Raw genomic sequence first — 21,251 nt, 5'->3', positions numbered from 1 at the left:
TCCCGCGACGCGCCGCCGGGAAATGGGCGGCTTCCCCCCGTTCCCGGGTAAGACTGCACCCATGCTGGGGCTACCGGACGACATCCGTGCTTTCCTCTTCGACCTCGACGGGGTGCTCACCCAGACCGCGAAGGTGCACGCCGCGGCCTGGAAGGACACCTTCGACGCCTTCCTGCGCGCCGAAGCCGCCCGCACCGGCGGCCAGTTCGTCCCCTTCGACGCCGTCACCGACTACGACACCTACGTGGACGGCCGCCCGCGCCTGGACGGCACCCGCGGGTTCCTGCGCAGCCGGGGCGTCGACCTGCCCGAGGGCACCCCGGACGATCCGCCCAACTCCCCCACGGTGCAAGGGATCAGCCGGGCCAAGAACGACACCGTGCTGCGGCTGATCCGGGAGCAGGGCGTCCAGGCGTACCAGGGCTCGGTCGACTACGTGCACCGGCTGCGCGCGGCCGGGCTGCCCAGCGCCGTGGTCTCCTCCAGCGCCAACTGCCGGGACGTGCTGCGGGCGGCTGGCATCGAGGAACTGTTCGAGGTGATCGTGGACGGCAACACCGCCAAGGCCGAGGGACTGCCCGGCAAGCCGGCCCCCGACACCTACCTGTACGCCGCCCGCGCCCTCGGCGTCGAACCCGCCCACGCCGCGGTCTTCGAGGACGCGCTCGCCGGGGTCGCCTCCGGCCGGGCCGGCGGCTTCGGCGCGGTGGTCGGGGTGGACCGCACCGGCCAGGCCGCCGAACTGCGCCGGGACGGCGCCACCGTGGTCGTCCAGGACCTCTCCGAGTTCCTGGGGGAGGAGGAGGCATGACTCCCGGGGACAAGAACTTCGCGATCGACCCCTGGCAGATCACCGAACAGGGCCTGGACCTGGCCTCGATGGCCCGCGCCGAGTCGGTCTTCGCGCTCTCCAACGGCCACATCGGCCTGCGCGCCAACCTGGACGAGGGCGAGCCGCACGGCCTGCCCGGCACCTACCTCAACGGCGTCTTCGAGCTGCGCCCGCTGCCGTACGGCGAGGGCGGCTACGGCTACCCGGAGTCCAGCCAGAGCGTCATCAACGTGACCAACGGCAAGATCATCCGGCTGCTGGTGGACGACGAGCCCTTCGACCTGCGCTACGGCGAACTCGTCAGCCACAAGCGCTGGTTGGACGTCCGCGAGGGCCTGCTGCACCGCGAGGCGGAGTGGACCTCCCCGGCCGGGCGGACGATCAGGGTGCGCTCCTCCCGACTGGTCTCGCTCACCCAGCGCGCCGTCGCCGCCGTCGAGTACAGCGTCGAGGCGGTGGACGGCCCGGTGCGGATCGTGCTCCAGTCCGAGCTGGTCGCCAACGAGCAGCTGCCCGGCGGCCCCGAGGGCGACCCGCGGGCCGCCGCCGTGCTGGAGGCGCCGCTGCAGCCCGAGGCGCACCACGCCAGCGGGACCAAGGCCATCCTGGTGCACCGCACCCGGTACAGCGGCATCCGGGTCGCGGCCGGGATGGACCACATCATCGAGGGGCCGGAGAAGTCCGACACCGTCGCCGAGGCCGACGCCGACCAGTGCCGGATCAGCGTCACCACCGTGCTCAAGGCCGGACAGCGGCTGCGGCTGACCAAGTTCATGGCCTACGGCTGGTCCGGCACCCGCTCGCTGCCCGCCGTCCGGGACCAGGTGGAGGCCGCGCTGACCGCCGCCCGGTACACCGGCTGGGACGGGCTGATCGCCGAACAGGCCGAATTCCTCCAGGAGTTCTGGGAGACCAGCGACATCGAGATCGAGGGCGACGTCGAACTCCAGCAGGCCGTCCGGTTCGCCGTCTTCCACGTCCTGCAAGCCGGCGCCCGCAGCGAGGAGCGGGCCATCCCCGCCAAGGGGCTGACCGGGCCCGGCTACGACGGGCACAGCTTCTGGGACACCGAGACCTTCGTCCTGCCGGTGCTCACCTACTGCCTGCCCGCCGCCGTCAACCAGGCCCTGCGCTGGCGGCACACCACCCTGCCGCTGGCCCGTGAGCGGGCGGTCCAACTCGGCCTGTCCGGCGCGGTGTTCCCGTGGCGGACGATCCGCGGCGAGGAGTGCTCCGGGTACTGGCCGGCCGGCACCGCGGCCTTCCACATCGGCGCCGACATCGCCGCCGCCGTCGCCCGCTACGTCCGGGCCACCGGCGACGCGGAGTTCGAGCGCGAGTACGGGCTCGAACTGCTCGTCGAGACCGCCCGGATGTGGCGCTCGCTCGGCCACCACGACGTGGCCGGGAGGTTCCGCATCGAGGGCGTCACCGGCCCCGACGAGTACAGCGCCGTCGCGGACAACAACGTCTTCACCAACCTGATGGCGCAGACCAACCTGCGCGCCGCCGCCGAGGCCGCCGTCCGCAACCCGCACGAGGCCGCGCTGCTCGGCGTGGACACCGAGGAGACCGCCGCCTGGCGCGACGCGGCCGCCGCGATGTACATCCCGTACGACGAGGACCTCGGCGTGCACCCGCAGGCCGACGGCTTCACCCACCACCAGGTCTGGGACTTCGAGCACACCCCGCCGGAGAACTACCCGCTGCTGCTGCACTACCCGTACTTCGACCTGTACCGCAAGCAGGTGGTCAAGCAGGCCGACCTGGTGCTCGCCATGCAGGTCCGCGGCGACGCCTTCACCGACGAGCAGAAGGCCCGCAACTTCGCCTACTACGAGCGGCTGACCGTCCGGGACTCCTCGCTCTCCGCCTGCACCCAGGCGGTGATCGCCGCCGAGGTCGGCCAGCTCGACCTCGCCTACGACTACACGGCCGAGGCCGCGCTGATGGACCTGCACGACCTCGGCGGCAACACCCGTGACGGCCTGCACATGGCCTCGCTCGCCGGGGCCTGCATCGCCCTGGTGGCCGGCTTCGGCGGGCTGCGCGACCACGGCGAGGCGCTCTCGTTCCGGCCCCGGCTGCCGTCCGGGCTGATGCGGCTGAGCTTCTCGCTGCTGGTGCGCGGGCACCTGCTCGGCGTCGAGATCACCCACGAGCGGACGACGTACACGCTGCGCCGCGGCGAGGTCCTCCACGTCCGGCACGACGGCGAGGCGGTGCAGGTCAAGTCCGGTGCCCCGGTCACCCTGCCGACCACCGCCCCGCCCGCCCAGGAACGGGTCGCCCAGCCCCCGGGCCGCGAACCCGGCCGCCGCAAGCCCCAGGCCGGCCTCGCGGCGGGCAAGCTCGGCCAGCAGGACCACCTGGCGGCCGAGTAGCCCGTACCCCGCTCCCGCGCTCCCGGGTCCGCCGCCTCACCCGTTCGCCCCGCCCCGGCTGCGCCGCCCCCGGCCGCCCCGGAGAGTGCTGGTGTCCCGTGGAGCCGCCCCAGCGAAGGAGTCGCCGCCGTGCCGAGCGTGGCCGAACAGATGGTGGAGGTGCTCCGGCAGGCCGGGGTGGAGCGGGTCTACGGCGTCGTCGGGGACAGCCTCAACCCCGTCGTGGACGCCATCCGGCGGGCCGACGGCATCAGCTGGGTGCACGTGCGCAACGAGGAGGCCGGCGCCTTCGCGGCCGCCGCCGAGGCCGAACTCTCCGGCCGGCTCGCGGTCTGCGCCGGCTCCTGCGGCCCCGGCAACACCCACCTCGTCCAGGGGCTGTACGACGCCCAGCGCAGCGGCCTGCCCGTGCTCGCGCTCGCCTCGCACATCCCGTCCGGGCAGATCGGCACCGGCTTCTTCCAGGAGACCCACCCCGAGCGGGTGTTCACCGACTGCAGCACCTGGTGCGAGATGCTCTCGACCCCCGCCCAGCTGCCCCGCCTGCTGCGGGTCGCCGTCCAGCACGCGCTCGGCTCGCACGGCGTCTCGGTGCTCGCCTTCCCCGGGGACGTCGCCGCGCTCTCCGCCGCCGCCCCCACCGGCACCAGCCACTTCCTCACCGAGCAGGCCGTCGCCGCCCCGCCCTGGTCCCAGGTGCAGGAACTGGCCCGGCTGCTCAACGCGGCCCGCAAGGTGGTGCTGTTCTGCGGCGCCGGGGTGCGCGGGGCGCACGCCGAGGTGATGGCCGCCGCGCAGGCCCTGAACGCGCCGATCGGCCACTCCCTGCGCGGCAAGGAGTGGATCCAGTTCGACAACCCGTACGACGTGGGCATGAGCGGCCTGCTCGGCTACGGGGCCTGCCACGAGGCGCTGCACTCCGCCGACCTGGTGGTGCTGCTCGGCACCGACTTCCCGTACGACTCCTTCCTGCCGCAGGCGCACACCGTCCAGGTCGACCACGACGCCACCCGGCTCGGCCGCCGCACCGCCCTCGAACTCGCCGTCCACGGCGACGTGGCCGCCACCCTGCGGGCCGTGCTGCCGCTGCTCGACGCCAAGCGCGACCGCGCCTTCCTGGACGGGATGCTGCGCAAGCACTGCCGGTCGCTGGAGGACGTGATCGGCGCGTACACCCGGGACATCGAGAAGCACCTGCCGATCCACCCCGAGTACGTCGCCTCGGTGCTCGACGAGGTGGCCGCCGAGGACGCCGTGTTCACCGTGGACACCGGCATGAACAACGTCTGGGCCGCCCGCTACCTCCAGCCCAACGGCCGCCGCCGGGTGATCGGCTCCTTCCTGCACGGCTCGATGGCCAACGCCCTCCCGCACGCGATCGGCGCCCAACTCGCCTGCCCCGGGCGGCAGGTGGTCGCGATGGCGGGCGACGGCGGGATCGGCATGCTGCTCGGCGAGCTGCTCACGGTGGCCAAGCACCGGCTGCCGGTGAAGACGATGGTCTTCAACAACGGCGCGCTCGGCATGATCAAGCTGGAGATGCTGGTCTCCGGCTACCCGGAGTTCGAGATCGACAACGGGGACGTGGACTACGCCGGGATCGCCCGGGCGATGGGCATCCAGGCCAAGCGGGTGACCGAGCCGGCCCGGGTCCGGGAGGTGCTGGTCGAGGCGCTGGAGCGGCCGGGCCCGGCCCTCGTGGACGTGGTCACCGACCCCAACGCGCTCTCCATCCCGCCGCACATCACCGCCGCCCAGCTGAAGGGCTTCGCGCTGGCGGCGGGCAGGACGGTGCTCTCGGGCGGCGTCGGACGCATGGTCGACCTGGCCCGGAGCAACCTGCGGAACATCCCGCGGCCGTGAGTGGGGGCCGGTCGGGGCGTCTGTCGGAGAGGTCTTGCCTCTGAGGCAAAATTCTTGCCCGTGCGGCACGGCGGGTGTCCACTGGACACATGACCAGCAGCTCCACCGGCGCCGCCGCAGCAGGCGAACAGCTCGACGACCAGGAGGTCGCCGGCCTCGCCGCCCGTCTCCGTGAGCACCGGCTCAGCAGCCGTCTCACGCTGGAGGTGGCCGCCGGGCGGGTCGGGCTCTCCCCAGCCTATCTGTCCCGACTGGAAACCGGCCGCCGGCAGCCCTCGCTGCCCGTCCTGCTCGGCCTCGCCCGCGCGTACGGGACCTCGGTCTCCGGCCTGCTCGGCGAGACCCTCGCCGAGCCGGACCCGATCGTCCGCGGCGGCGCCATCGAACCCGGCCGGGCCGGTGGCTGGGGCTACCGGCGGGCCGGCGCCCCCGGCCGCGCGATGCAGGCCCTGCGGGTGCACGTCCCGCCGGGCGTGCAGGACACGGTGGTCCGGGTCCACCCGGGCGAGGAGTGGCTGTACGTCCTCAAGGGCGCGCTCCGCGTCACCCTCGGCGACCGCGTCCACCACCTCGCGGTGGGCGACTCCGCCCACTACGACTCGCTCACCCCGCACTGCATCGCCGCAGAGTCGGACAGCGGCGTCGAACTGCTCTTCGTCCACACCCTGCTGCAGAGCCCCGGCGGCGAACTCTGCCTCGGCGGCGGCCCCGCCGCCGTTCACTGACCTGCCGTCAGAACACCCCGGAGGAGATCACCATGGCCGATCCCACCACCACCGTCACCCCGGCCGCCGACGCCGAGAACCCGGCCGCCGGTGCCGACACTCCGGCCGGCCCGAAGACCATGGACGCCGGCAAGTGGGCCAACAAGCGGGTCTACCACCGCCTGGTGCTCTACACCGTCGGCTGCCACCTCTTCGCCGGGTTCATCATCCTCCTGTTCCAACTCGGCAGCCGGAACAAGTAGTTCACACCCCGAACCGTCCGCCCGCCCCCACCCCCGAGGGGGCGGGCGGACCGCCGCTCCCGCACCGGCCCACCGGCCTCCCTCCTCCCGCTCAGGCCCCGCGCAGCAGTTCGCAGAGGGCCTGGACCGCCGCCGGGAAGGCGTGGTCCGGTGAGGTGGCGTAGCCGATGACCAGGGCGGTCGGGGCGTCGGCGGGGGACGGGGTGGTGCGGTGCCAGGCGAGGCCGTGGAGGGCGAGGCCGGCCTGCTGGGCGCGGGCGAGGAGTTCGGGTTCGGGGGTGGAGCCGGGCGGCAGCCGGATGACGACGTGCAGGCCGGCCGCGATGCCGGTGACCCGGACGTGCGGGGCGTGTTCGGCGAGCGCCGCGACCAGGTGGTCGCGCCGGCGCCGGTAGTGCAGCCGGCAGCGCCGTACGTGGCGGTCGTACGTGCCGGAGGTGATCAGTTCGGCGAGCGTCAGCTGGTCCAGCACCGGGGACATCGTGTCGGCCAGCGCCTTCAGCCGGGCGACCGGCTCGACCAGCGCGTCCGGCAGGGCCAGCCAGGCCAGCCGCAGGCCCGGCGCGAGGCTCTTGGCGGCCGTCCCGGCGTACACCACCCGTTCCGGGTCCAGCGCCTGCATCGCGCCGAGCGGCTGCCGGTCGTAGCGGAACTCGCCGTCGTAGTCGTCCTCGATGACGTACCGGTCCTGCTCCCGCGCCCACCGCACCGCCTCGGCCCGCCGGTCGGCGGAGAGTGCCGCGCCGGTGGGGAACTGGTGCGCGGGGGTGAGGAGGACGGCGCCGGCCCGGGGGTCGAGCCGGTCGACCAGGGCGCCGTCCGCGTCCAGCGGCACCGGGGCGGTGGCGAGTCCGGCGGCCCGGGCGACCGCGTGCTGCGGCGGCAGCCCGTACTCCTCGACGGCCAGCGTGCGGGCGCCGCGTTCCCGCAGGGCGGCGCAGAGCAGGCCGAGGCCCTGGGTGACGCCGGTGCAGACGAGCAGGTGGTCGGGGTCGGTGCGCACCCCGCGGACCCGGGCCAGGTAGTGGGTGAGCGCCTGCCGCAGTTCGATCCGGCCGAGCGGGCTGCCGTAGTCGAGGGCCTCGTGCGGCGCGGTGGCGAGGGCGCGGCGGGCGGCGGCCAGCCAGGCGGTGCGGGGGAAGAGCGAGAGGTCGGGCCGTCCGGCCATCAGGTCGTACCGGGCGGTCTGCCGCGCCCGTACCGCCCGGGGGGCCGGCCGCCGGCCCTGGACCGGTTCCGGGACCGTCCGCCGGGCGACGGTGGTGCCGGAGCCCTGCCGGGAGCTGAGCCAGCCCTCGGCGGTGAGCTGGCCGTACGCCTCGACCACGGTGTTGCGGGCGATCCCGAGGTCCTCGCCGAGCGCCCGGGAGGACGGCAGCCGGGTGCCGGGGGTGAGCCGCCCGTCCTGGACGGCCTCGCGCAGCGCGTCCTCCAGGGCGGCCCGCAGTCCGGCGCCGGCGGCCCGGCGCTCGGTGAGGTCCAGGTGCAGGTCGCCGCCGAAGGTGGTCCAGGAGGTGGTCCGGGAGGTGCTCACGGCCTCCATTCTCGCCTGTCGCCAGGGGGCGCGGGCGGGGTCACCGGGTGGGGCGGGCGGGCTCCTCCTCATCGTGTCCTCCCGGTCGGTTAGCGTCCGTCACTGGACCGACGGATCCCGACCCGAGGATGTGACAGGGTGAGCGAGGAGAACCTTCCGGCCGAGCCGGCTGAAGCAGTCGAATCGGCCGAGCCGACCGAACCGGCCGAACTGGCCCGGCGTTTCGAGGCGGAGCGCCCCCAGCTGCGGGCGGTGGCCTACCGGATGCTCGGGTCGCTCGCCGAGGCCGAGGACGCCGTGCAGGAGGCCTGGCTGAAGCTCAGCCGCAGCGATGTGGGCGGGGTGCGCAACCTCGGGGCGTGGCTCACCACCGTGGTCGGCCGGGTCTGCCTGGACCAGTTGCGTTCCCGTGCCTCCCGCCGGGAGGACCCGCTGCCCGAGCAGGAGGGCCGGGTGCGGCTGCCGGACCCGGTGGTCGGCGGGCTGTCGGCGCTGGACCCGGTGCACGAGGTGCTGGTCGCGGACTCGGTCGGGATCGCGCTGATGGTGGTCCTGGAGACGCTCTCCCCGGCGGAGCGGGTGGCCTTCGTGCTGCACGACATGTTCGAGGTGCCCTTCGACGGGATCGCCGAGGTGCTCGGCCGGACCTCCGCCTCCACCCGGCAGTTGGCCAGCCGCGCCCGCCGCCGGGTCCAGGGCGCGACCCCGGCCGCGGACTCCGACGACGCCCGCAAGCGCGAGGTGGTGGAGGCCTTCCTGCGGGCCGCCCGGGGCGGGGACTTCGACGCTCTGCTGACGGTGCTCGACCCGGACGTGGTGGCCCGGTCGGACGGCGGCACGCTGGTGCCGAGCGTGCTGCGCCGCGGTGCGGCGGACGTCGCCTCGCAGGCGATCGCCTTCGCCCGGTTCGCCGCCGACGGCCGGCTGGTGCCGGTCAACGGCTCGCCCGGGGTGGTGTCCTTCGCCGGGGGCCGTCCGCTGTCGGTCATGTCGTTCACCGTCCACGGGGGCCGGATCACCGGGCTGGACATCCTCACCGACCCGACCCGGCTGGCCGCCCTGGGCCTCACCACCGGCTGACCCGGGAACCGCCGGGGGCGCCCGGGCGCGGGCGGGGCGCCCCCACCGTTCCTCCACGTGGTGTTTCCCGTCGCTTTCCGGGCCGCCGTCACACTCGCGCGCTACGGTGCCGCCCATGGCGAACTTTGTGCTGGTGGCGGGCGCCTGGCTCGGCGCCTGGGCGTGGGACGAGGTCGTGGCGGAGCTGCGCGCGGCCGGGCACGGGGCGTACCCGCTGACGCTCTCCGGGCTCGCGGAGAAGCGCGGCGCGCCCGCCGGGCAGCAGGCGCACGTGGCGGACGTCGTCGCGGAGGTGGAGCGGCTGGACCTGCGCGAGGTGGTGCTGGTCGGGCACAGCTACTCGGGCATCCCGGTGGGCCAGGCCGCCGAGCGGATCGGCGGGCGGCTGGCCGGGCTGGTCCTGGTGGACGCCAACGTGCCGGTGGCGGGGGAGTCCTTCGCCGACCAGCTGCCGGAGCCGGCCGCGCTGCGGGCCGACCTGGCCGCGCACGGGGGCTGGTGGCCGCCGCTGCCGCCGGCCGAGTTCGCCGAGCAGGGGCTGACGGTCGGGCAGATCGCCCGGATCGCCGCGGGGGCGACCCCGCACCCGGGCCCCTCGCTGACCGAACCGGCCTTCCTGGAGGGCCCGTTGAGCGGGCTCCCGGCGGTGTACGTGAAGTGCCTGATGGACTGGCCGGAGCCGCCGCCGGTGGTCGCCGGGCTGGTCGCGGACGGCCACTGGCGGCTGGTGGAGCTGGACACCGGGCACTGGCCGATGTTCTCCCGGCCGGCCGACCTCGCCGGGATCCTGGGTGAGGCGGCCCGTACGGCGAAGAGCGGTGGCCGGACGGCCCGGAGCGGCGGCCGGACGGCTCAGAGCGACAGGTAGACCGCGCTGCCGACGCCGGCCAGGAAGCAGTACAGCGCGAACGGCGTCAGGCTGCGGGTCTCGAAGTACCGGGTGAGGAACCGCACCGAGACGTAGCCGGCCACGAAGGCGGCGACGCTGCCCGCGAGGACGGGGCCGAGCACGCCGGAGTTCTCCGGCCTGAACAGCTCGGGCACCTTGAGCACCGAGGCGGCCAGGATGACCGGGGTGGCGAGCAGGAAGGAGAACCGGGCGGCGTCCTCGTGGTGCAGTCCGCGCAGGATGCCGGCGCTCATGGTGACGCCGGAGCGGCTGATGCCCGGGAACAGCGCGAGGATCTGCGCGGCGCCGATCCAGGCGCCCTGCCCGTAGCCGAGCCTGGTCAGCCGGTGGTCGGAGGCGATCGCCGGGTCCAGGCCCGGCTCGTCGGCGGCGTGTCCGGCGGAGTGTCCGGCCCGGCGGCGGCCGGTGCCGCCGCGCTTGAGCCGCTCGGCGCCGAGCAGCACGAGCCCGTTGAGGGCGAGGAAGACCGCGGCCGGGACGGGCTTGCCGAGCGCGTTGCGCAGGGCCTTCTCCAGCGCGAGGCCGGCCACGCCGACCGGGATGGTGGACAGGACGAGCAGCCAGGCGAGCCTCTCGTTGCGGGTCTCCACCCGGCGGTGCCGGATCGAGCCGAACAGCCCCTCGACCACCCGGACCCAGTCCTTGCGGAAGTAGACCACCAGGGCGAGCGCGGTGGCCAGGTGCAGGGCGACCAGGGCGGCGAGGTACGAGGAGCCCTCGGCGGTCATGTCGAGGTCGTGCTGGATCCGCCCGCCGACCAGGGCGGGCAGCAGGATGCTGTGGCCGAGGCTGGAGACCGGGAAGAGTTCCGTCACGCCCTGGAGCAGGCCGACGCCTATCGCTTCCGGGTAGGTCAGGGTCGACATCGCGCACCTTCGCTCGGGGGTCGGTGGCCGGCCGGGTCGGGGGCCCTCGCGAAGCTACTACGCGCATGTAGACGTTCGGCAGCCCCGCCGTCGGAAGTTCACCGACCGTACGGCTGCGGGACACCGGGGGCGAGGTGCCCGATCAGCGCCGCCGCCACGGAGGCCAGGACGGTGGCGGACGGGACGGCCCGGTGCGCCGCGTCGCCGAGCAGGACGACGGCGGTCACCGCGGCCGGCATGCCGGCCAGCGGCAGGGCGACGGTCAGGACGGCGAGCAGGCGGCGGGGGCGGCGCGGGGGGTCCGGGCGGGTCACGGCGGTCTCCTTCGGGCTCGACCCGGGCCACGATGCCGCCTCCCGCAGCGTCAGGTGCAAGCCCTTTTCCCGGCGCCGCCCGCCGCCCGCCGCCGCCCGCCGCGAGCCGCGGGTCAGCCCGTCGCCACCCGCCGCCACCCCGGCCCGTCCGCGGCCACCGGCGCGGCCGCGAAGTCGTAGCGCAGCAGGTCCGGCCCGAGCGCGAGCAGTGAGATCGACGAGGAGCCCCAGATCCGCCCGTCGCCGAAGTCGCGCCGCTGGATCAGCGCGGCGTCCGCGTCCGGCGCCAGCCCGTCCCCGGCGACGATCGGCAGCCATCCGCCCCAGGCCGCGGCGGCCGGCCCGTCGGCGGTCGGTTCGGGCCGGGGTTCGGCGGTGAGGCGGGACCGGAAGTGGGCGGCCCGCGCGGCCATCAGGTCGCGGATCCGCTCGGAGGTGGTCCGGTCGGCCGCCCGGCCCTCCAGCCCGTCGTTGAGCACCACGCTCAGGCCGGACGGCAGTTCGCGCTCCTCCAGCCGTCCGCCGCTCCAGCTGGACACCCGGGCCCCGTCGGCCCGGACCAGGACGAGGTGGAACGGGTCGTACGGGGTGAGGTCGAGGTGGCCGATGCCGCCCTCCCGGACGGCGGTGAGCGGCAGCCGGCCGCGGGTGCGCCGGGCCTCGGCGGGGGCGAGCGGGCCGAAGCCGTTCAGCAGGCAGGCGGCGGTGCGCCGGGCCGGGTCGACGGCCAGCCAGGTGCCGCCGGCCGCGAGGTCCAGTCCGCCGAGCAGGTCGGGCCGGTCCGGCCAGTGGTGGTCCGGCGGCAGCCAGGCGCGGCCCAGGTACTCGTCCCGGACGGACAGCAGCAGCACCGGCACGGCCGCTTCCGGCTCGATGCTGACGAACGCCGTGCACACGACCGGGCCCCCTGACCTCGTCCTGTCGGAGACCTCCTGGCGGTGATCTCCTGCCGGCGATCCTCGCACGGTCGTTCGCACGCCGGAAGTGGCCCAAGGAACGCGTGGCCGAACGCACCAGGACGGCAGGCCACCCCGCTCCTAGGCTGGCGACCATGACGACGAACGAGACCACGCGCGCGACCGCGGACGGGACGGCCGGTACGGACGGCGCCCCGGTGCCCGCCCCCGAGCAGCGCCTGCTGATGCACAAGCTCGCCCCCGCCTACTACCAGGCGATGGTCGCCGTGGACCGGGCCTCCCGGGAGGGCGTCGACCCGGTCATCGCCGAGCTGGTCAAGGTGCACGCCTCGATGCTCAACGGCTGCGCCTTCTGCATCGACATGCACTCCACCGACGCCCGCGAGCACGGCGAGCAGGACCACCGCCTGGTCTCCCTCCCGGCCTGGCGTGAGACCCCGTGGTTCACCGCCCGCGAGCGCGCCGCCCTGGCCCTCACCGAGTCCGTCACCCTGCTGACCCAGGGGCACGTGCCGGACGCCGTGTACGCGGAGGCCGCCGCGCGGTTCGACGAGACCGAGCTGGCCCAGCTGATCGCGCTGATCGCCACCATCAACGCCTGGAACCGGATCGGCGTGTCCACCCGCATGAGCCCGGCCGCCCGGTGAGCGCCGCGGACCCCGCCGTCCGGCGGGAGCGGGCCCGGCTGCTGCGGGAGCTGCACCGCCCGGGCGAGCCGCTGGTGCTGGCGAACGCCTGGGACGTGCCGAGCGCCCGGCTGGTGGCCGCCGCCGGGGCGCGGGCGGTGGCGACGGCCAGCGCGAGCGTGTCCTGGTCGCTCGGCAGCGCGGACGGCGGCGGCGCCGACCCCGGGCAGGTGCTGGCCCGGACCGCCCAGGTGGTCCGCGCGGTCGACCTGCCGGTCACCGCGGACCTGGAGGGCGGCTACGCGGACACCGCCGCCGGGGTCGGGGAGACGGTCGCCGCGCTGCTCGCCACCGGTGCAGTCGGGGTGAACCTGGAGGACGAGGGGCGCCCCCCGGCGGAGGCCGCCGAGCGGATCGCGGCCGCCCGGGCCGCGGCGGACGCGGTCGGCGTGCCGCTCTTCGTCAACGCCCGGACCGACGTGTTCCTGCGCGGGATCGGCGCCCCGGAGGGCCGGCTGGACGACGCGGTGCACCGGCTGCGGGCGTACGTCGAGGCGGGCGCGGACGGGGTGTTCGTCCCCGGGGTGTCCGACCCGGAGACCATCGCCGCCCTGGTCGGGGCCGTCCCGGCGCCGCTGAACGTGCTGGCCGGCCCCGGCTCCCCGGCGGTCGCCGAGCTGGCGAAGCTCGGCGTGGCCCGGATCAGCCTGGGCCCGGGCCTGGCCGAGGTGGCGTACGCGGCGGTCCGCCGGGCCGCCGAGGAGGTGTACGGGAGCGGCACGTTCACCGCGCTCGCGCAGGGGCTGGGCTACCCGGAGCTCAACCGGCTGTCCGCGCTCTGAACCCGGCGGCCCGAGCGCCGCGGGTCGAGCGGTCGTCGTGCGTCGGGTGGCGTGGGCGGCCGGCCGTTCGGGGGTCGGCCGGCCGCCCGCGCTCCGGTGGCGGAGCGCCGGGTCAGTTCAGGATCTGCCCGCTGAGCCCCGGGTGGGCCATCTGGTTGGTCCCGATCGCCTCGATCTCGTTGGCGGGCTTGCCGAGCAGCGGGAGCTTGCCCACGGTCCGCAGGGCGAGGTCGCCGGGGGAGACTTCGAGCCCGTCGGTGAGCCCGCCGGTGGCGTCCGGCGAGGAGGCGGTCTGGGAGGTGGCGGAGGCCGCCGGGACGGCGAGGGCGAGGCCCGCCATGGTGAGGGCGGCCAGGGTGGCGAGTTTCTTCATGCCCTGCCGAACGACCCGGACCGCCCTCAGGTAACCGGTCGGCTCAGACCGTCACCCACAGGGTGCGCACGCTGTTGCTGACGAACGAGGCGATCGGCTCGTCGGTCCGGCCCTCCGCGAGGGCCAGCCCCGGGAAGCGGGTGAACAGGTGCCGCAGCGCCGTCTCGGCCTCCATCCGGGCGAGCCCGGAGCCGAGGCAGAAGTGCGGGCCGTGGCCGAGCGACAGGTGCTTGGCGGGCTGCCGGGTGAGGTCGAAGCGGTCCGCGTCCGGGTGGTGCCCGGAGTCCCGTCCGGCCGCCGCGTAGGAGGCCAGCAGCGCCTCGCCGCGCCGGATCACCACGTCGCCGACCGCGATGTCCTCGCTCGCGTAGCGCAGCGGGAACTGCCCGACCGGGGAGTCGTAGCGCAGGGTCTCCTCGACCACCGCCGACCACGGCTGCTCCCCGTCCAGGACGAGCCGCAGCTGGTCCGGGTGGGCGAGCAGGGCGCGGACGGCGTTGGTGATCAGGTTGAGCGTGGTCTCGTGCCCGGCGACCAGCATCAGCAGCAGGGTGCCGACCAGCTCGGCCTCGCTGAGCCGGTCGCCCGCCTCGTGGACGGCGATCAGGTCGGTGGTCAGGTCGTCGCCGGGCTCGGCCCGCTTGGCCGCCACCACCGAGGCCAGCAGCGCGTTCAGGCCCCGCTGCGCGGCCAGCGCCGCCGCCGGGGTGGCCGAGCTGGAGACCATGGTGTCGGACAGCTCGTGCAGTTCGTCCTGCTCCGCCAGCCCGAGGCCGAGCAGTTCGCCGATCACCTGCATCGGCAGCGGGTAGGCGAAGTGCCGCCGCAGGTCGAACTCGCCCTCCAGCTTCGCGACCCCGTCCAGCAGCGCGACCGTCCGGGCCTCGACGGCGGGGGCCAGGTCGGCTATCCGGCGCGGGGTGAAGGCCTGCGAGACCAGTCCGCGCAGCCGCCGGTGGTCCTCGCCGTCGGCGGTGACCATGCCGGGGACGACGATGAAGTTGAGCAGCGGCCAGCCCTCCGGCAGCCGCCCCTCCCGGAAGGTCGTCCAGAGCCGGGCGTCCTTGCCGACCCGGGGGTCGGACAGCAGCGACTGAAGGGTGTCGTGGTGGGTTACCGCCCAGACCACCACCCCGCCAGGGAGCTCCACCAGGACCGCGGGGCCGGCTTCGCGGAGTCGGGCGTTCTCGCCGTGCTGGTCGCGGCCGAAGGGGTCGAGTCTGACGGGCTCGGCGCGGGTTCCGGATTCGGTGGTGGTGTCCATGCGGGCCTCTCGGGGGCGGGCGGGCGGGGCGGGGTGAAGGCGCTGTAGAGCACCGGGAGGGCGGTCAGGGCCCGGGACCACGGGGACGGGCGCCAGGCCAACTCGCCGGACGGTACGGCCAGTTGGAGGTCCGGCAGGCGGTGCAGCAGGGTCTCGACGGCGGTCTCGACGATGATCCGGGCCGGGTGCTGGGCCGGGCAGACGTGCCGGCCCGCGCCCCAGGCGAGGTGGGCCCGGTTGCCGCCGAGCGAGCCCTGCGCGGCGGCCGATACGCCCTGCGCGGCCGGGTCGGCGTTGGCCGCGGCCAGGCCGAGGACGAGCATGTCGCCGGCGCTGATGTACTGGCCGCCGAGCACGGTGTCGCCGGTGGCCCAGCGGCCGGGGAAGTTCTGGGTGGGCGGGTCGCGCCAGAGCACCTCCTCCAGCGCGTCGGAGACGGTCAGCCGCCCGCCGGTGAGGGTGGCCCGGAAGCGCCGGTCGGTGAGCAGCAGCCGCAGCGTGTTGCCGGTCCAGTTGATCGAGGTCTCGTTGCCCGCGACCATCAGCACCACCAGGTGGTGCACCGCCTCCTCGTCGGTCAGCCCGGCCGGGTGGGCGAGCAGCCAGGAGGTGAGGTCGGCGCTGGGGGCGGCCCGGCGGCGGCGCACCAGGTCGACGAGCAGTGCCTGGAACTCCAGGCCGGCGCGCTGCGACTGCGCGCTGCTGTCCACGAAGTGGCTGATCAGCTCGACCACCCGGGGCCCGCTCTCCACCGGCAGTCCGACCAGCTGGGTGAAGACCAGCAGCGGCAGCCGGCGCGCGTACTGGGCGACCAGGTCGGCGGTGCCGTCCGGGCCCCAGCCGTCGATCAGCCCGTTGGCGGCGGCCTCGGTGGTGCCGCGCAGCTGGCGGTGGTCGATCTGGGCGAGGGTGTCGGAGACGGCGGCGCGCAGCCGCTGGTGCTCGGCGCCGTCCAGGTTGAGCAGGGTGGGCCGCCAGGAGGTCATCGGCAGCAGCCGGGAGTCGGCCGCCAGCCGGCCCTCGGCGGGCACCCGCCAGCGGCGCGAGTCCTTGGAGAACAGCGCCTCGTTGCGGGTGAGTTCGAGCAGTTCGGCGTAGCCGAGGACGAGCCAGGCCTCGACCCCGGGCTCCAGCTCGATCGGGGCGACCGGCCCGTAGCGCTCGCGCAGCCGGGCGTACAGGCCGTGCGGGTCCTCGGCGACGGCCGGGCCGTACAGCGGCGTCAGCGGCACGCCCACGGGCAGCCCGCCGGGCCGTCCGCCGCCGTGGGCGACGGGGCACCCGGGGGCTCCCGGGTGTTCGGGGGAGGTCATCCCTGGAGCTCCAGGATCGAGTTGCGGTGCAGGTGGTCGACGAAGTCGATCAGCAGGTCGTAGGACTGCCGGCGGTCGCGCGCGTCGCAGTGCAGGATCGGCACCTCCGGCAGCAGGTCCAGCGCCGAGCGCAGCTCCTCCTCCGGGTAACTCGGCGTGTCCGGGAAGGTGTTGACCGCGACCGCGAACGGGATGCGCTGCTCCTCCAGCCGGCCGAGCACGTCGAAGCTCTCGTCCGGGCGGCGCAGGTCGACCATGGCGATGGCGCCGAGCGCGCCGCGCGACAGGTCGTCCCAGAGCGGCCAGAACCGCTGCTGCCCGGGCGTGCCGAACAGGTACAGCGCGAGCCGCGAGTTGAGCGTGATCCGGCCGAAGTCCAGCGCCACCGTGGTGGTGGTCTTGCCGGCGCGACCGGTGAGGTCGTCGATGCCGGCGCTGGCGGCGGTCATGGTCTCCTCGGTGCGCAGCGGGGTGATCTCGCTCAGCGAGCCGACCAGGGTGGTCTTGCCGACCCCGAACGGACCGGTGACCAGGATCTTGACCGCGCCCTGCACCGAGGAGGGCAGGTACTGCGGCCCGGCGGCGGACCCGGCGGCGTCCGTGGTGCCCGGTGCGTCCGGGGCGTCGGGGACGGCTTCAGCGGAGTTGGCGGAGGCCAACGAGCACCTCCTCCAGGAGGGTTGCGGGCAGGCGTTCGGCCTGGGGGACGGGCGGGAGCACCTGCACGGCGCCGAGGTCCCAGAGGTCACCGACCAGCACCTTGACGACGCCGAGCGGCAGCCCCAGGTGGGCCGCCACCTCGGCGACGGACAGCAGGCTGTGGCAGAGCGCGAGGATGCGCCGGTGCTCACGGTTGATCAGCTCGTGCTCGGGCAGGTCCGGCGGCTCGGGCAGTCCTAATGGTCCGGGCACGGCGCTGACCAGGCTCTCCACGGCCAGATCGGACCGGGTGGGGCGGCTGCGCCCACCGGTGATGACGTACGGCCGGACCGGGCCGCTCACCGGTGGCCCCCCGCCGCGTGGTCGACGCGCGGCGGGCTGGTGAGGTGGGTGCCGATCCGCTCGACCAGGACCTGCATCTGGTAGGCGACCAGGCCGGCGTCGACCGCCTCGCCGGCCACCACGGCCAGGTGCGCGCCGGCCCCGGCGGCGACGACGAAGAGGTAGCCGCCGCCGTACTCGATGATGATCTGGCGGGTGGCGCTGCCCGGTCCGCCGAAGCCCGTCGCGACGCCGCGGGCCAGCGACTGCAGTCCGGAGCAGGCGGCGGCGAGCCGTTCGGCGTCGTCGCGCGGGATGCCCGCGCTGCGGCCGATCTCCAGGCCGTCGTTGGAGACGACGACGGCGTGCTGGACCTGTGGGACGGCGATGATGTCGGCGAGCAGCCAGCCGAGATCAGGGGTGGTGGTCATGGAACTCTCCGGAGCGCTGGGGAAGTCGGGGGGAAGCGGGAAGGGAAGGGGTGGACTGGGCCCGGGCGGCGGAACGGCCGCTGGCCGTCCCGGCCTGGAACATCGCCATGAACGCCTGCGCGTCCCGGGCCGAGCGGTAGGGCGGCGCGGGCGGCGGTGGGGGAGCGGCGTGCTGGGCGGGGCGGCCCGTGCGGCCGCGCCGGTGGCTCCGGCGGGGCAGCGGGGGAGGGGTGTCACCGGTCGCGGCGTGCCGGCCGGGCGGCGGGGTCTCCACCAGGGGGTGGCCGGCGGGAGAGGCCGGCCGGGGGCCGGGGTTGAACGCCCGGTCGTCCGGCCCGAGGCCGGGGACGGTGGGCGGCAGCGGCTCGGTGAGCAGCGCGTTCGGCAGCAGCAGGACCACCCGCACGCCGCCGTACGGCGAGGGCGCCGAGCTGAGCGTGACCCGGAAGCCGTACTGCTCGGCGAGCCGGCCGACCGCGGCGAGGCCCAGCTGCGGCACCTCGCCGAGCCGGGAGACCTCCAGGGTGCTGCCGCCGGCCAGCGCGGCGGCGGCCTTGGCGACGGCCTGTTCCGGCATGCCGACGCCGCCGTCGTCGATCTCGATGACGGCGCCGTTGTGGACCGGCATCAGGGTGACGAACACCTGGGTGCTGGGCGGGGAGTAGCGGGTGGCGTTGTCCAGCAGTTCGGCGATCGCGTGGATCAGCGCCTCGGCGGCGGCGCCGACCACCGCGGTCTCGGTCCGGCTGCGCACCACCACGCGCTGGAACGGCAGGATGCGCGACTGGGCGCCGCGGACGACGTCCTCCAGGGAGACCGGTTCCGGCCAGTGCCGGCCGGCCCGCGCGCCGCACAGCACGGCCAGGGTCTGGGCCAGCCGGGCCTGTTGGGCGGCGGCGTGGTCGGCCTTGAGCAGGCCCTCCAGCAGCGTCGGGTCGTCGTGGGTGCGCTCCATCTCGTCCAGCAGCGCCTGCTGGTCGTGGGCCATCACCAGGATCCGGCGGGCGACGCTGAGGAAGGCCCGCTGGGTGGAGGCGGTGTGCTCCTGCTCCTGCTGGACGGCGGCGAGTTCGGCGCCGCGGCGGGAGAGCTCGGTGGCCAGCTGTTCCTGGACGGCGAGGAGTTCGCCGAGCAGCCGGTCGGCGCGGCCGCGCTGGGTGACGGACACGGCGCGGTACCGCGCGGCGGCCACGAGGGCGAGGACGGCGAGTACGCCGGTTGCCGTTACGGACCACTGAGTCATCGTCACGCCGCGAATTCTAGGGTGATGATCCTACGAAGGTGTGAACGGATCTCGCCAAGTGACCGGATCTCGTCAATATCGAGTCAATTCGGCGTCAATCGGCAATCGTTCGACCCCGATCCCACCGCCTGACGAGGTATCGGAGCGGCCCGACCGGCGCCGCCGGGAACGTCGGGATCGAGCCGCCCGGCCGGATCGCGTCCGGTGATGTGTGGGGCCTGTGCGCACGGTGTTACGGAAGGGGCGCCGTCCGGTGCAGGAGCAGCAGCGCCACGTCGTCCGGCCGGGACCGCCGCTCGGTCACGTTCAGGGTGAGCAGATCGGCCAGCCGCTCCAGCGCCGGAGCCGGGCCGATCCGCCCCGGACCGGTCTGCCGCGCCCACAGTTCGAGCCCGCCGAGCATCCGCTGCACCGACTCGTCGTAGTCCTCCTCGCGGTCCTCAACCAGCCCGTCGGTGTACGCCAGCAGCGTCTCGCCGACCGCCAGCCGCTCCACCGCCAGCGGGTACGGCCGCTCCGGGGCCACCCCCAGCGGCGGCCCGCCCGGCAGCTCCAGCTCGACGGCCGCGGCGTCGGCGGTGATCCGCACCGGCGCCGGGTGCCCGGCCCGGGCCGCGGTCAGCACGCCGTCGGCCGGGTCCAGGGTCAGGTAGAGGCAGGTCGCGAACAGCTCGGTGTCCAGCTCGGCCAGCAGCCGGCTGGTGCGGGTCAGGGTGGCGGCCGGGTCGTGCCCGTCCGTCGCGTACGCCCGCAGCCCGCTGCGCAGTTGGCCCATCACCGCGGTGGCCTCCGCGTTGTGGCCCTGGACGTCGCCGATCACCAGCCCGATCCGGCCGTCCGGCAGCCGCAGCAGGTCGTACCAGTCGCCGCCGATCTGCATCCCCTCGGTGCTCGGCAGGTAGCGGGCGGCGCTGGCGATCCCGGCCAGCCGCGGCAGGGTGCGCGGGAGCATCGCCCGCTGCAGCTCGGAGGCCCGGTGGTGGTGGGTGTCGTACAGCCGGGCCCGCTCCAGGGACTGCGCCAGGATGCCGGCGAAGGCCGAGTACAGGGTGCGGTCCTCCCGGCTGAACGCCCGCTCGGCGGCGAAGGTGATCAGGCACGAGCCGACCTGCTGCCCGGAGGCGACCAGCGGCAGCACCGCCCAGGCGGCCGGGGTGAGCGGGTCGCGCCGGGTGCGGGCGGCGGCGGGCTCGCTGAACAGCGGGGCGGAGCGGGCCAGCGAACGCTGCATCACGGACTCGGACAGGTCCGCCAGACGGGTGAGCTCGGTGCGGCGCGGGCCCCCGTACACGGTGTGCGAGACGGGCAGCAGCCGGCCCTCGTCCACCAGGTCCAGGACGATGCCGGCGGCGCCGAGCGCCGGGCGGGCGACATCGGTGACGGCGGTGGTGACGTCCCGGACGGTCACCGCCCGGGACAGCGCCCGGGTGAGCGTCAGCAGCAGCGCCGTCCGGGCGGCGGCCGGGGAGTTCCGCCCCTCGGCCGGCGGCGGCTCCCGGTGCCCGGCCTCGGCCAGCAGCCCGGCGATCCGCACCGGCCGCCCGTGCACGTCCAGCATCACCTCGCCGGACTCCTCGACCCGGGCGACCCTGCCGCCGGGCCGCAGCACCCGGTAGCCGATCCGGTAGCGGCCGCCGGCGGCCAGCGCCTCGGCGAGCGCCGCCTGCACGTCCGGCAGGTCCTCCGGGTGGACCAGCCGGTCCAGCTCGGGGGCGGCGCCGTCCGGGGTGGGCGGGCGGCCCGCCAGCCGGAACGCCTCGGCGTCCCAGTAGCTCTCCCCGGTGACCAGGTCCCGCTCGAAGGCCCCGTGCCCGGCGGCCCGCACGGCCAGCGACAGCAGCGGGTGGGCCAGCCCGGCGGGGCGGCCGTCCGCCGCCCGCGGGTCCTCGGGTAACCGGACGCCGTACGGTGCCCGGGTGCCGTACGGGAGGTGGGCGTCGGCGTGGTCCAGCAGGTGGGCCAGCCGGTGGGCGCAGGCCTCGGCGAGGGTCTCCAGGACGTCCAGGTCGCGGCGCGGCACGGTGCCCCGGTGGGCCAGCGCCAGGGCCAGCACACCGATCGGCCGCTCGTCCACGACCATCGGCAGGGTGATCACGGCGACCATCCCGGTGCCCATGCCGGTGTTCCGGTTCGGGTAGTCGACGCTGGTGTGCTCGGGGCTGAGCAGGTACGGGCGGCGCAGCCGCAGGGCCATCGCGGCGGGCAGCTCACCGGCCGGGTCGACCACGCTGTAGCGCTCGTGCGCCCAGTCCGGCAGCCCGTGCGAGGCGGTCAGCCGGAGCATCCCGGCGGAGTCCAGCAGGTACAGCGCGGACCCCTCGCCGGTGATCCAGCTCGGGCCCTCGGCCAGGACGGTGCCGAGCAGCTCGGCCGCGCTGGTGCAGCCCAGCAGCAGCCGCACGCAGCGCATCGCACTGCGCGCGGTCGGACTGCCGGCGGGCTCCAGGGGCACTGGTCCTTGATACCCCATTTCCCCCACCGGCGAAGGCCGACCGAACCGCCGCACCAGCA

21 protein-coding genes are annotated in these 21,251 nt (G+C 75.2%); 9 read left to right on the top strand and 12 right to left on the bottom strand.

Translation table 11 applies throughout. The features are described from left to right. Window positions 1–61 precede the first annotated feature (61 nt). From ACFRQN_RS11680 to ACFRQN_RS11660, 5 genes are all read left to right on the top strand, one after another. Window positions 62–811, top strand: a complete 750-nt coding sequence (locus ACFRQN_RS11680) for an HAD family hydrolase (protein WP_380739970.1) — start codon at window positions 62–64, stop codon at window positions 809–811. Then, window positions 808–3,216 (top strand): glycoside hydrolase family 65 protein, encoded by a 2,409-nt coding sequence (locus ACFRQN_RS11675; protein ID WP_074002068.1) that lies wholly within the window; start codon window positions 808–810, stop codon window positions 3,214–3,216. The genes ACFRQN_RS11680 and ACFRQN_RS11675 overlap by 4 nt, the downstream gene beginning before the upstream one ends. Window positions 3,217–3,366: 150 nt before the next feature. Continuing rightward, complete coding sequence (locus tag ACFRQN_RS11670; protein ID WP_380739992.1) at window positions 3,367–5,079, top strand: pyruvate dehydrogenase; 1,713 nt, start codon at window positions 3,367–3,369, stop codon at window positions 5,077–5,079. Between the two features lie 89 nt (window positions 5,080–5,168). Further along, window positions 5,169–5,804: a helix-turn-helix domain-containing protein gene (locus ACFRQN_RS11665; protein ID WP_049651770.1), complete on the top strand. Its 636-nt coding sequence runs from the start codon at window positions 5,169–5,171 to the stop codon at window positions 5,802–5,804. Between the two features lie 32 nt (window positions 5,805–5,836). Then, entirely contained in the window at window positions 5,837–6,046 is a 210-nt protein-coding gene (locus ACFRQN_RS11660; RefSeq protein ID WP_049651771.1) for a DUF6126 family protein, read from the top strand. Between the two features lie 91 nt (window positions 6,047–6,137). Here ACFRQN_RS11660 and ACFRQN_RS11655 read toward each other — a convergent pair whose 3' ends face one another. Next, window positions 6,138–7,580: a PLP-dependent aminotransferase family protein gene (locus ACFRQN_RS11655; protein ID WP_380739968.1), complete on the bottom strand. Its 1,443-nt coding sequence runs from the start codon at window positions 7,578–7,580 to the stop codon at window positions 6,138–6,140. A 210-nt stretch (window positions 7,581–7,790) separates the two neighbouring features. On the opposite strand from ACFRQN_RS11655, the gene ACFRQN_RS11650 reads away from it, so the two are divergent. Together ACFRQN_RS11650 and ACFRQN_RS11645 are read left to right on the top strand one after the other, a co-directional pair. Further along, on the top strand, window positions 7,791–8,660 hold the full coding sequence (locus ACFRQN_RS11650) for a sigma-70 family RNA polymerase sigma factor (protein WP_380739990.1): 870 nt from the start codon (window positions 7,791–7,793) through the stop codon (window positions 8,658–8,660). A gap of 115 nt (window positions 8,661–8,775) precedes the next feature. Continuing rightward, window positions 8,776–9,528: an alpha/beta fold hydrolase gene (locus ACFRQN_RS11645; RefSeq protein ID WP_380739966.1), complete on the top strand. Its 753-nt coding sequence runs from the start codon at window positions 8,776–8,778 to the stop codon at window positions 9,526–9,528. Here the strand turns inward: ACFRQN_RS11645 and ACFRQN_RS11640 are convergent. The 3 genes from ACFRQN_RS11640 to ACFRQN_RS11630 all read right to left on the bottom strand — a co-directional run bounded on the left by ACFRQN_RS11640 (window position 9,513) and on the right by ACFRQN_RS11630 (window position 11,646). Then, on the bottom strand, window positions 9,513–10,436 hold the full coding sequence (locus ACFRQN_RS11640) for an undecaprenyl-diphosphate phosphatase (RefSeq protein ID WP_380739964.1): 924 nt from the start codon (window positions 10,434–10,436) through the stop codon (window positions 9,513–9,515). The two genes, ACFRQN_RS11645 and ACFRQN_RS11640, sit on opposite strands and share 16 nt — an antisense overlap. 98 nt (window positions 10,437–10,534) lie before the next feature. Next, window positions 10,535–10,750 carry a hypothetical protein gene (locus ACFRQN_RS11635; RefSeq protein ID WP_074002072.1) on the bottom strand — a complete coding sequence of 72 codons (216 nt, stop codon included), beginning with the start codon at window positions 10,748–10,750 and terminating at the stop codon, window positions 10,535–10,537. 113 nt (window positions 10,751–10,863) lie between these two features. Further along, entirely contained in the window at window positions 10,864–11,646 is a 783-nt protein-coding gene (locus ACFRQN_RS11630) for an NRDE family protein (protein WP_380739962.1), read from the bottom strand. A 155-nt stretch (window positions 11,647–11,801) separates the two neighbouring features. Here ACFRQN_RS11630 and ACFRQN_RS11625 point away from each other — a divergent pair, with 155 nt between their 5' ends. Beyond that, a complete protein-coding gene (locus ACFRQN_RS11625) occupies window positions 11,802–12,314 on the top strand; it encodes a carboxymuconolactone decarboxylase family protein (RefSeq protein WP_079272027.1) in 513 nt (170 codons plus the stop codon). Further along, a complete protein-coding gene (locus ACFRQN_RS11620) occupies window positions 12,311–13,135 on the top strand; it encodes an isocitrate lyase/phosphoenolpyruvate mutase family protein (protein WP_380739960.1) in 825 nt (274 codons plus the stop codon). The genes ACFRQN_RS11625 and ACFRQN_RS11620 overlap by 4 nt, the downstream gene beginning before the upstream one ends. Window positions 13,136–13,247: 112 nt before the next feature. Here ACFRQN_RS11620 and ACFRQN_RS11615 read toward each other — a convergent pair whose 3' ends face one another. The 8 genes from ACFRQN_RS11615 to ACFRQN_RS11580 all read right to left on the bottom strand — a co-directional run bounded on the left by ACFRQN_RS11615 (window position 13,248) and on the right by ACFRQN_RS11580 (window position 21,192). Further along, the gene (locus tag ACFRQN_RS11615) at window positions 13,248–13,508 is read right to left on the bottom strand and encodes a hypothetical protein (protein ID WP_049653159.1); all 261 of its coding nucleotides are present in this window, start codon (window positions 13,506–13,508) and stop codon (window positions 13,248–13,250) included. Between the two features lie 43 nt (window positions 13,509–13,551). After that, window positions 13,552–14,637 (bottom strand): cytochrome P450, encoded by a 1,086-nt coding sequence (locus ACFRQN_RS11610; RefSeq protein WP_234348443.1) that lies wholly within the window; start codon window positions 14,635–14,637, stop codon window positions 13,552–13,554. Continuing rightward, complete coding sequence (locus ACFRQN_RS11605; RefSeq protein ID WP_380739957.1) at window positions 14,622–16,085, bottom strand: cytochrome P450; 1,464 nt, start codon at window positions 16,083–16,085, stop codon at window positions 14,622–14,624. The genes ACFRQN_RS11610 and ACFRQN_RS11605 overlap by 16 nt, the downstream gene beginning before the upstream one ends. Further along, window positions 16,082–16,651 (bottom strand): ATP/GTP-binding protein, encoded by a 570-nt coding sequence (locus ACFRQN_RS11600; protein ID WP_049653188.1) that lies wholly within the window; start codon window positions 16,649–16,651, stop codon window positions 16,082–16,084. Before ACFRQN_RS11600 ends, ACFRQN_RS11605 begins: the two co-directional genes overlap by 4 nt. A gap of 70 nt (window positions 16,652–16,721) precedes the next feature. Beyond that, the gene (locus ACFRQN_RS11595) at window positions 16,722–17,087 is read right to left on the bottom strand and encodes a DUF742 domain-containing protein (RefSeq protein ID WP_049653167.1); all 366 of its coding nucleotides are present in this window, start codon (window positions 17,085–17,087) and stop codon (window positions 16,722–16,724) included. Then, window positions 17,084–17,497, bottom strand: a complete 414-nt coding sequence (locus tag ACFRQN_RS11590; protein WP_049653168.1) for a roadblock/LC7 domain-containing protein — start codon at window positions 17,495–17,497, stop codon at window positions 17,084–17,086. The genes ACFRQN_RS11595 and ACFRQN_RS11590 overlap by 4 nt, the downstream gene beginning before the upstream one ends. Then, window positions 17,481–18,740, bottom strand: a complete 1,260-nt coding sequence (locus tag ACFRQN_RS11585) for a sensor histidine kinase (RefSeq protein ID WP_380739988.1) — start codon at window positions 18,738–18,740, stop codon at window positions 17,481–17,483. The genes ACFRQN_RS11590 and ACFRQN_RS11585 overlap by 17 nt, the downstream gene beginning before the upstream one ends. Before the next feature lie 232 nt (window positions 18,741–18,972). Continuing rightward, complete coding sequence (locus tag ACFRQN_RS11580) at window positions 18,973–21,192, bottom strand: SpoIIE family protein phosphatase (RefSeq protein ID WP_380739955.1); 2,220 nt, start codon at window positions 21,190–21,192, stop codon at window positions 18,973–18,975. Window positions 21,193–21,251 lie beyond the last annotated feature (59 nt).

This window comes from Kitasatospora sp. NPDC056800, from assembly GCF_042789775.1.
In the GTDB taxonomy this organism is placed as follows: Bacteria; Actinomycetota; Actinomycetes; order Streptomycetales; family Streptomycetaceae; genus Kitasatospora.
The sequence above is the reverse complement of the archived record's forward strand: the minus strand, read 5'-3'. Positions and strand labels throughout refer to the sequence as shown.

What these genes read in the sequence shown, in the direction of transcription:
- ACFRQN_RS11615 (WP_049653159.1), bottom strand. Translation starts at nt 13,508, where the DNA reads ATGAAGAAACTCGCCACCCTGGCCGCCCTCACCATGGCGGGCCTCGCC.
- ACFRQN_RS11640 (WP_380739964.1), bottom strand. Translation starts at nt 10,436, where the DNA reads ATGTCGACCCTGACCTACCCGGAAGCGATAGGCGTCGGCCTGCTCCAG.
- ACFRQN_RS11645 (WP_380739966.1), top strand. Translation starts at nt 8,776, where the DNA reads ATGGCGAACTTTGTGCTGGTGGCGGGCGCCTGGCTCGGCGCCTGGGCG.
- ACFRQN_RS11590 (WP_049653168.1), bottom strand. Translation starts at nt 17,497, where the DNA reads ATGACCACCACCCCTGATCTCGGCTGGCTGCTCGCCGACATCATCGCC.
- ACFRQN_RS11625 (WP_079272027.1), top strand. Translation starts at nt 11,802, where the DNA reads ATGACGACGAACGAGACCACGCGCGCGACCGCGGACGGGACGGCCGGT.
- ACFRQN_RS11670 (WP_380739992.1), top strand. Translation starts at nt 3,367, where the DNA reads ATGGTGGAGGTGCTCCGGCAGGCCGGGGTGGAGCGGGTCTACGGCGTC.
- ACFRQN_RS11665 (WP_049651770.1), top strand. Translation starts at nt 5,169, where the DNA reads ATGACCAGCAGCTCCACCGGCGCCGCCGCAGCAGGCGAACAGCTCGAC.
- ACFRQN_RS11585 (WP_380739988.1), bottom strand. Translation starts at nt 18,740, where the DNA reads ATGACTCAGTGGTCCGTAACGGCAACCGGCGTACTCGCCGTCCTCGCC.
- ACFRQN_RS11675 (WP_074002068.1), top strand. Translation starts at nt 808, where the DNA reads ATGACTCCCGGGGACAAGAACTTCGCGATCGACCCCTGGCAGATCACC.
- ACFRQN_RS11605 (WP_380739957.1), bottom strand. Translation starts at nt 16,085, where the DNA reads ATGACCTCCCCCGAACACCCGGGAGCCCCCGGGTGCCCCGTCGCCCAC.
- ACFRQN_RS11660 (WP_049651771.1), top strand. Translation starts at nt 5,837, where the DNA reads ATGGCCGATCCCACCACCACCGTCACCCCGGCCGCCGACGCCGAGAAC.
- ACFRQN_RS11680 (WP_380739970.1), top strand. Translation starts at nt 62, where the DNA reads ATGCTGGGGCTACCGGACGACATCCGTGCTTTCCTCTTCGACCTCGAC.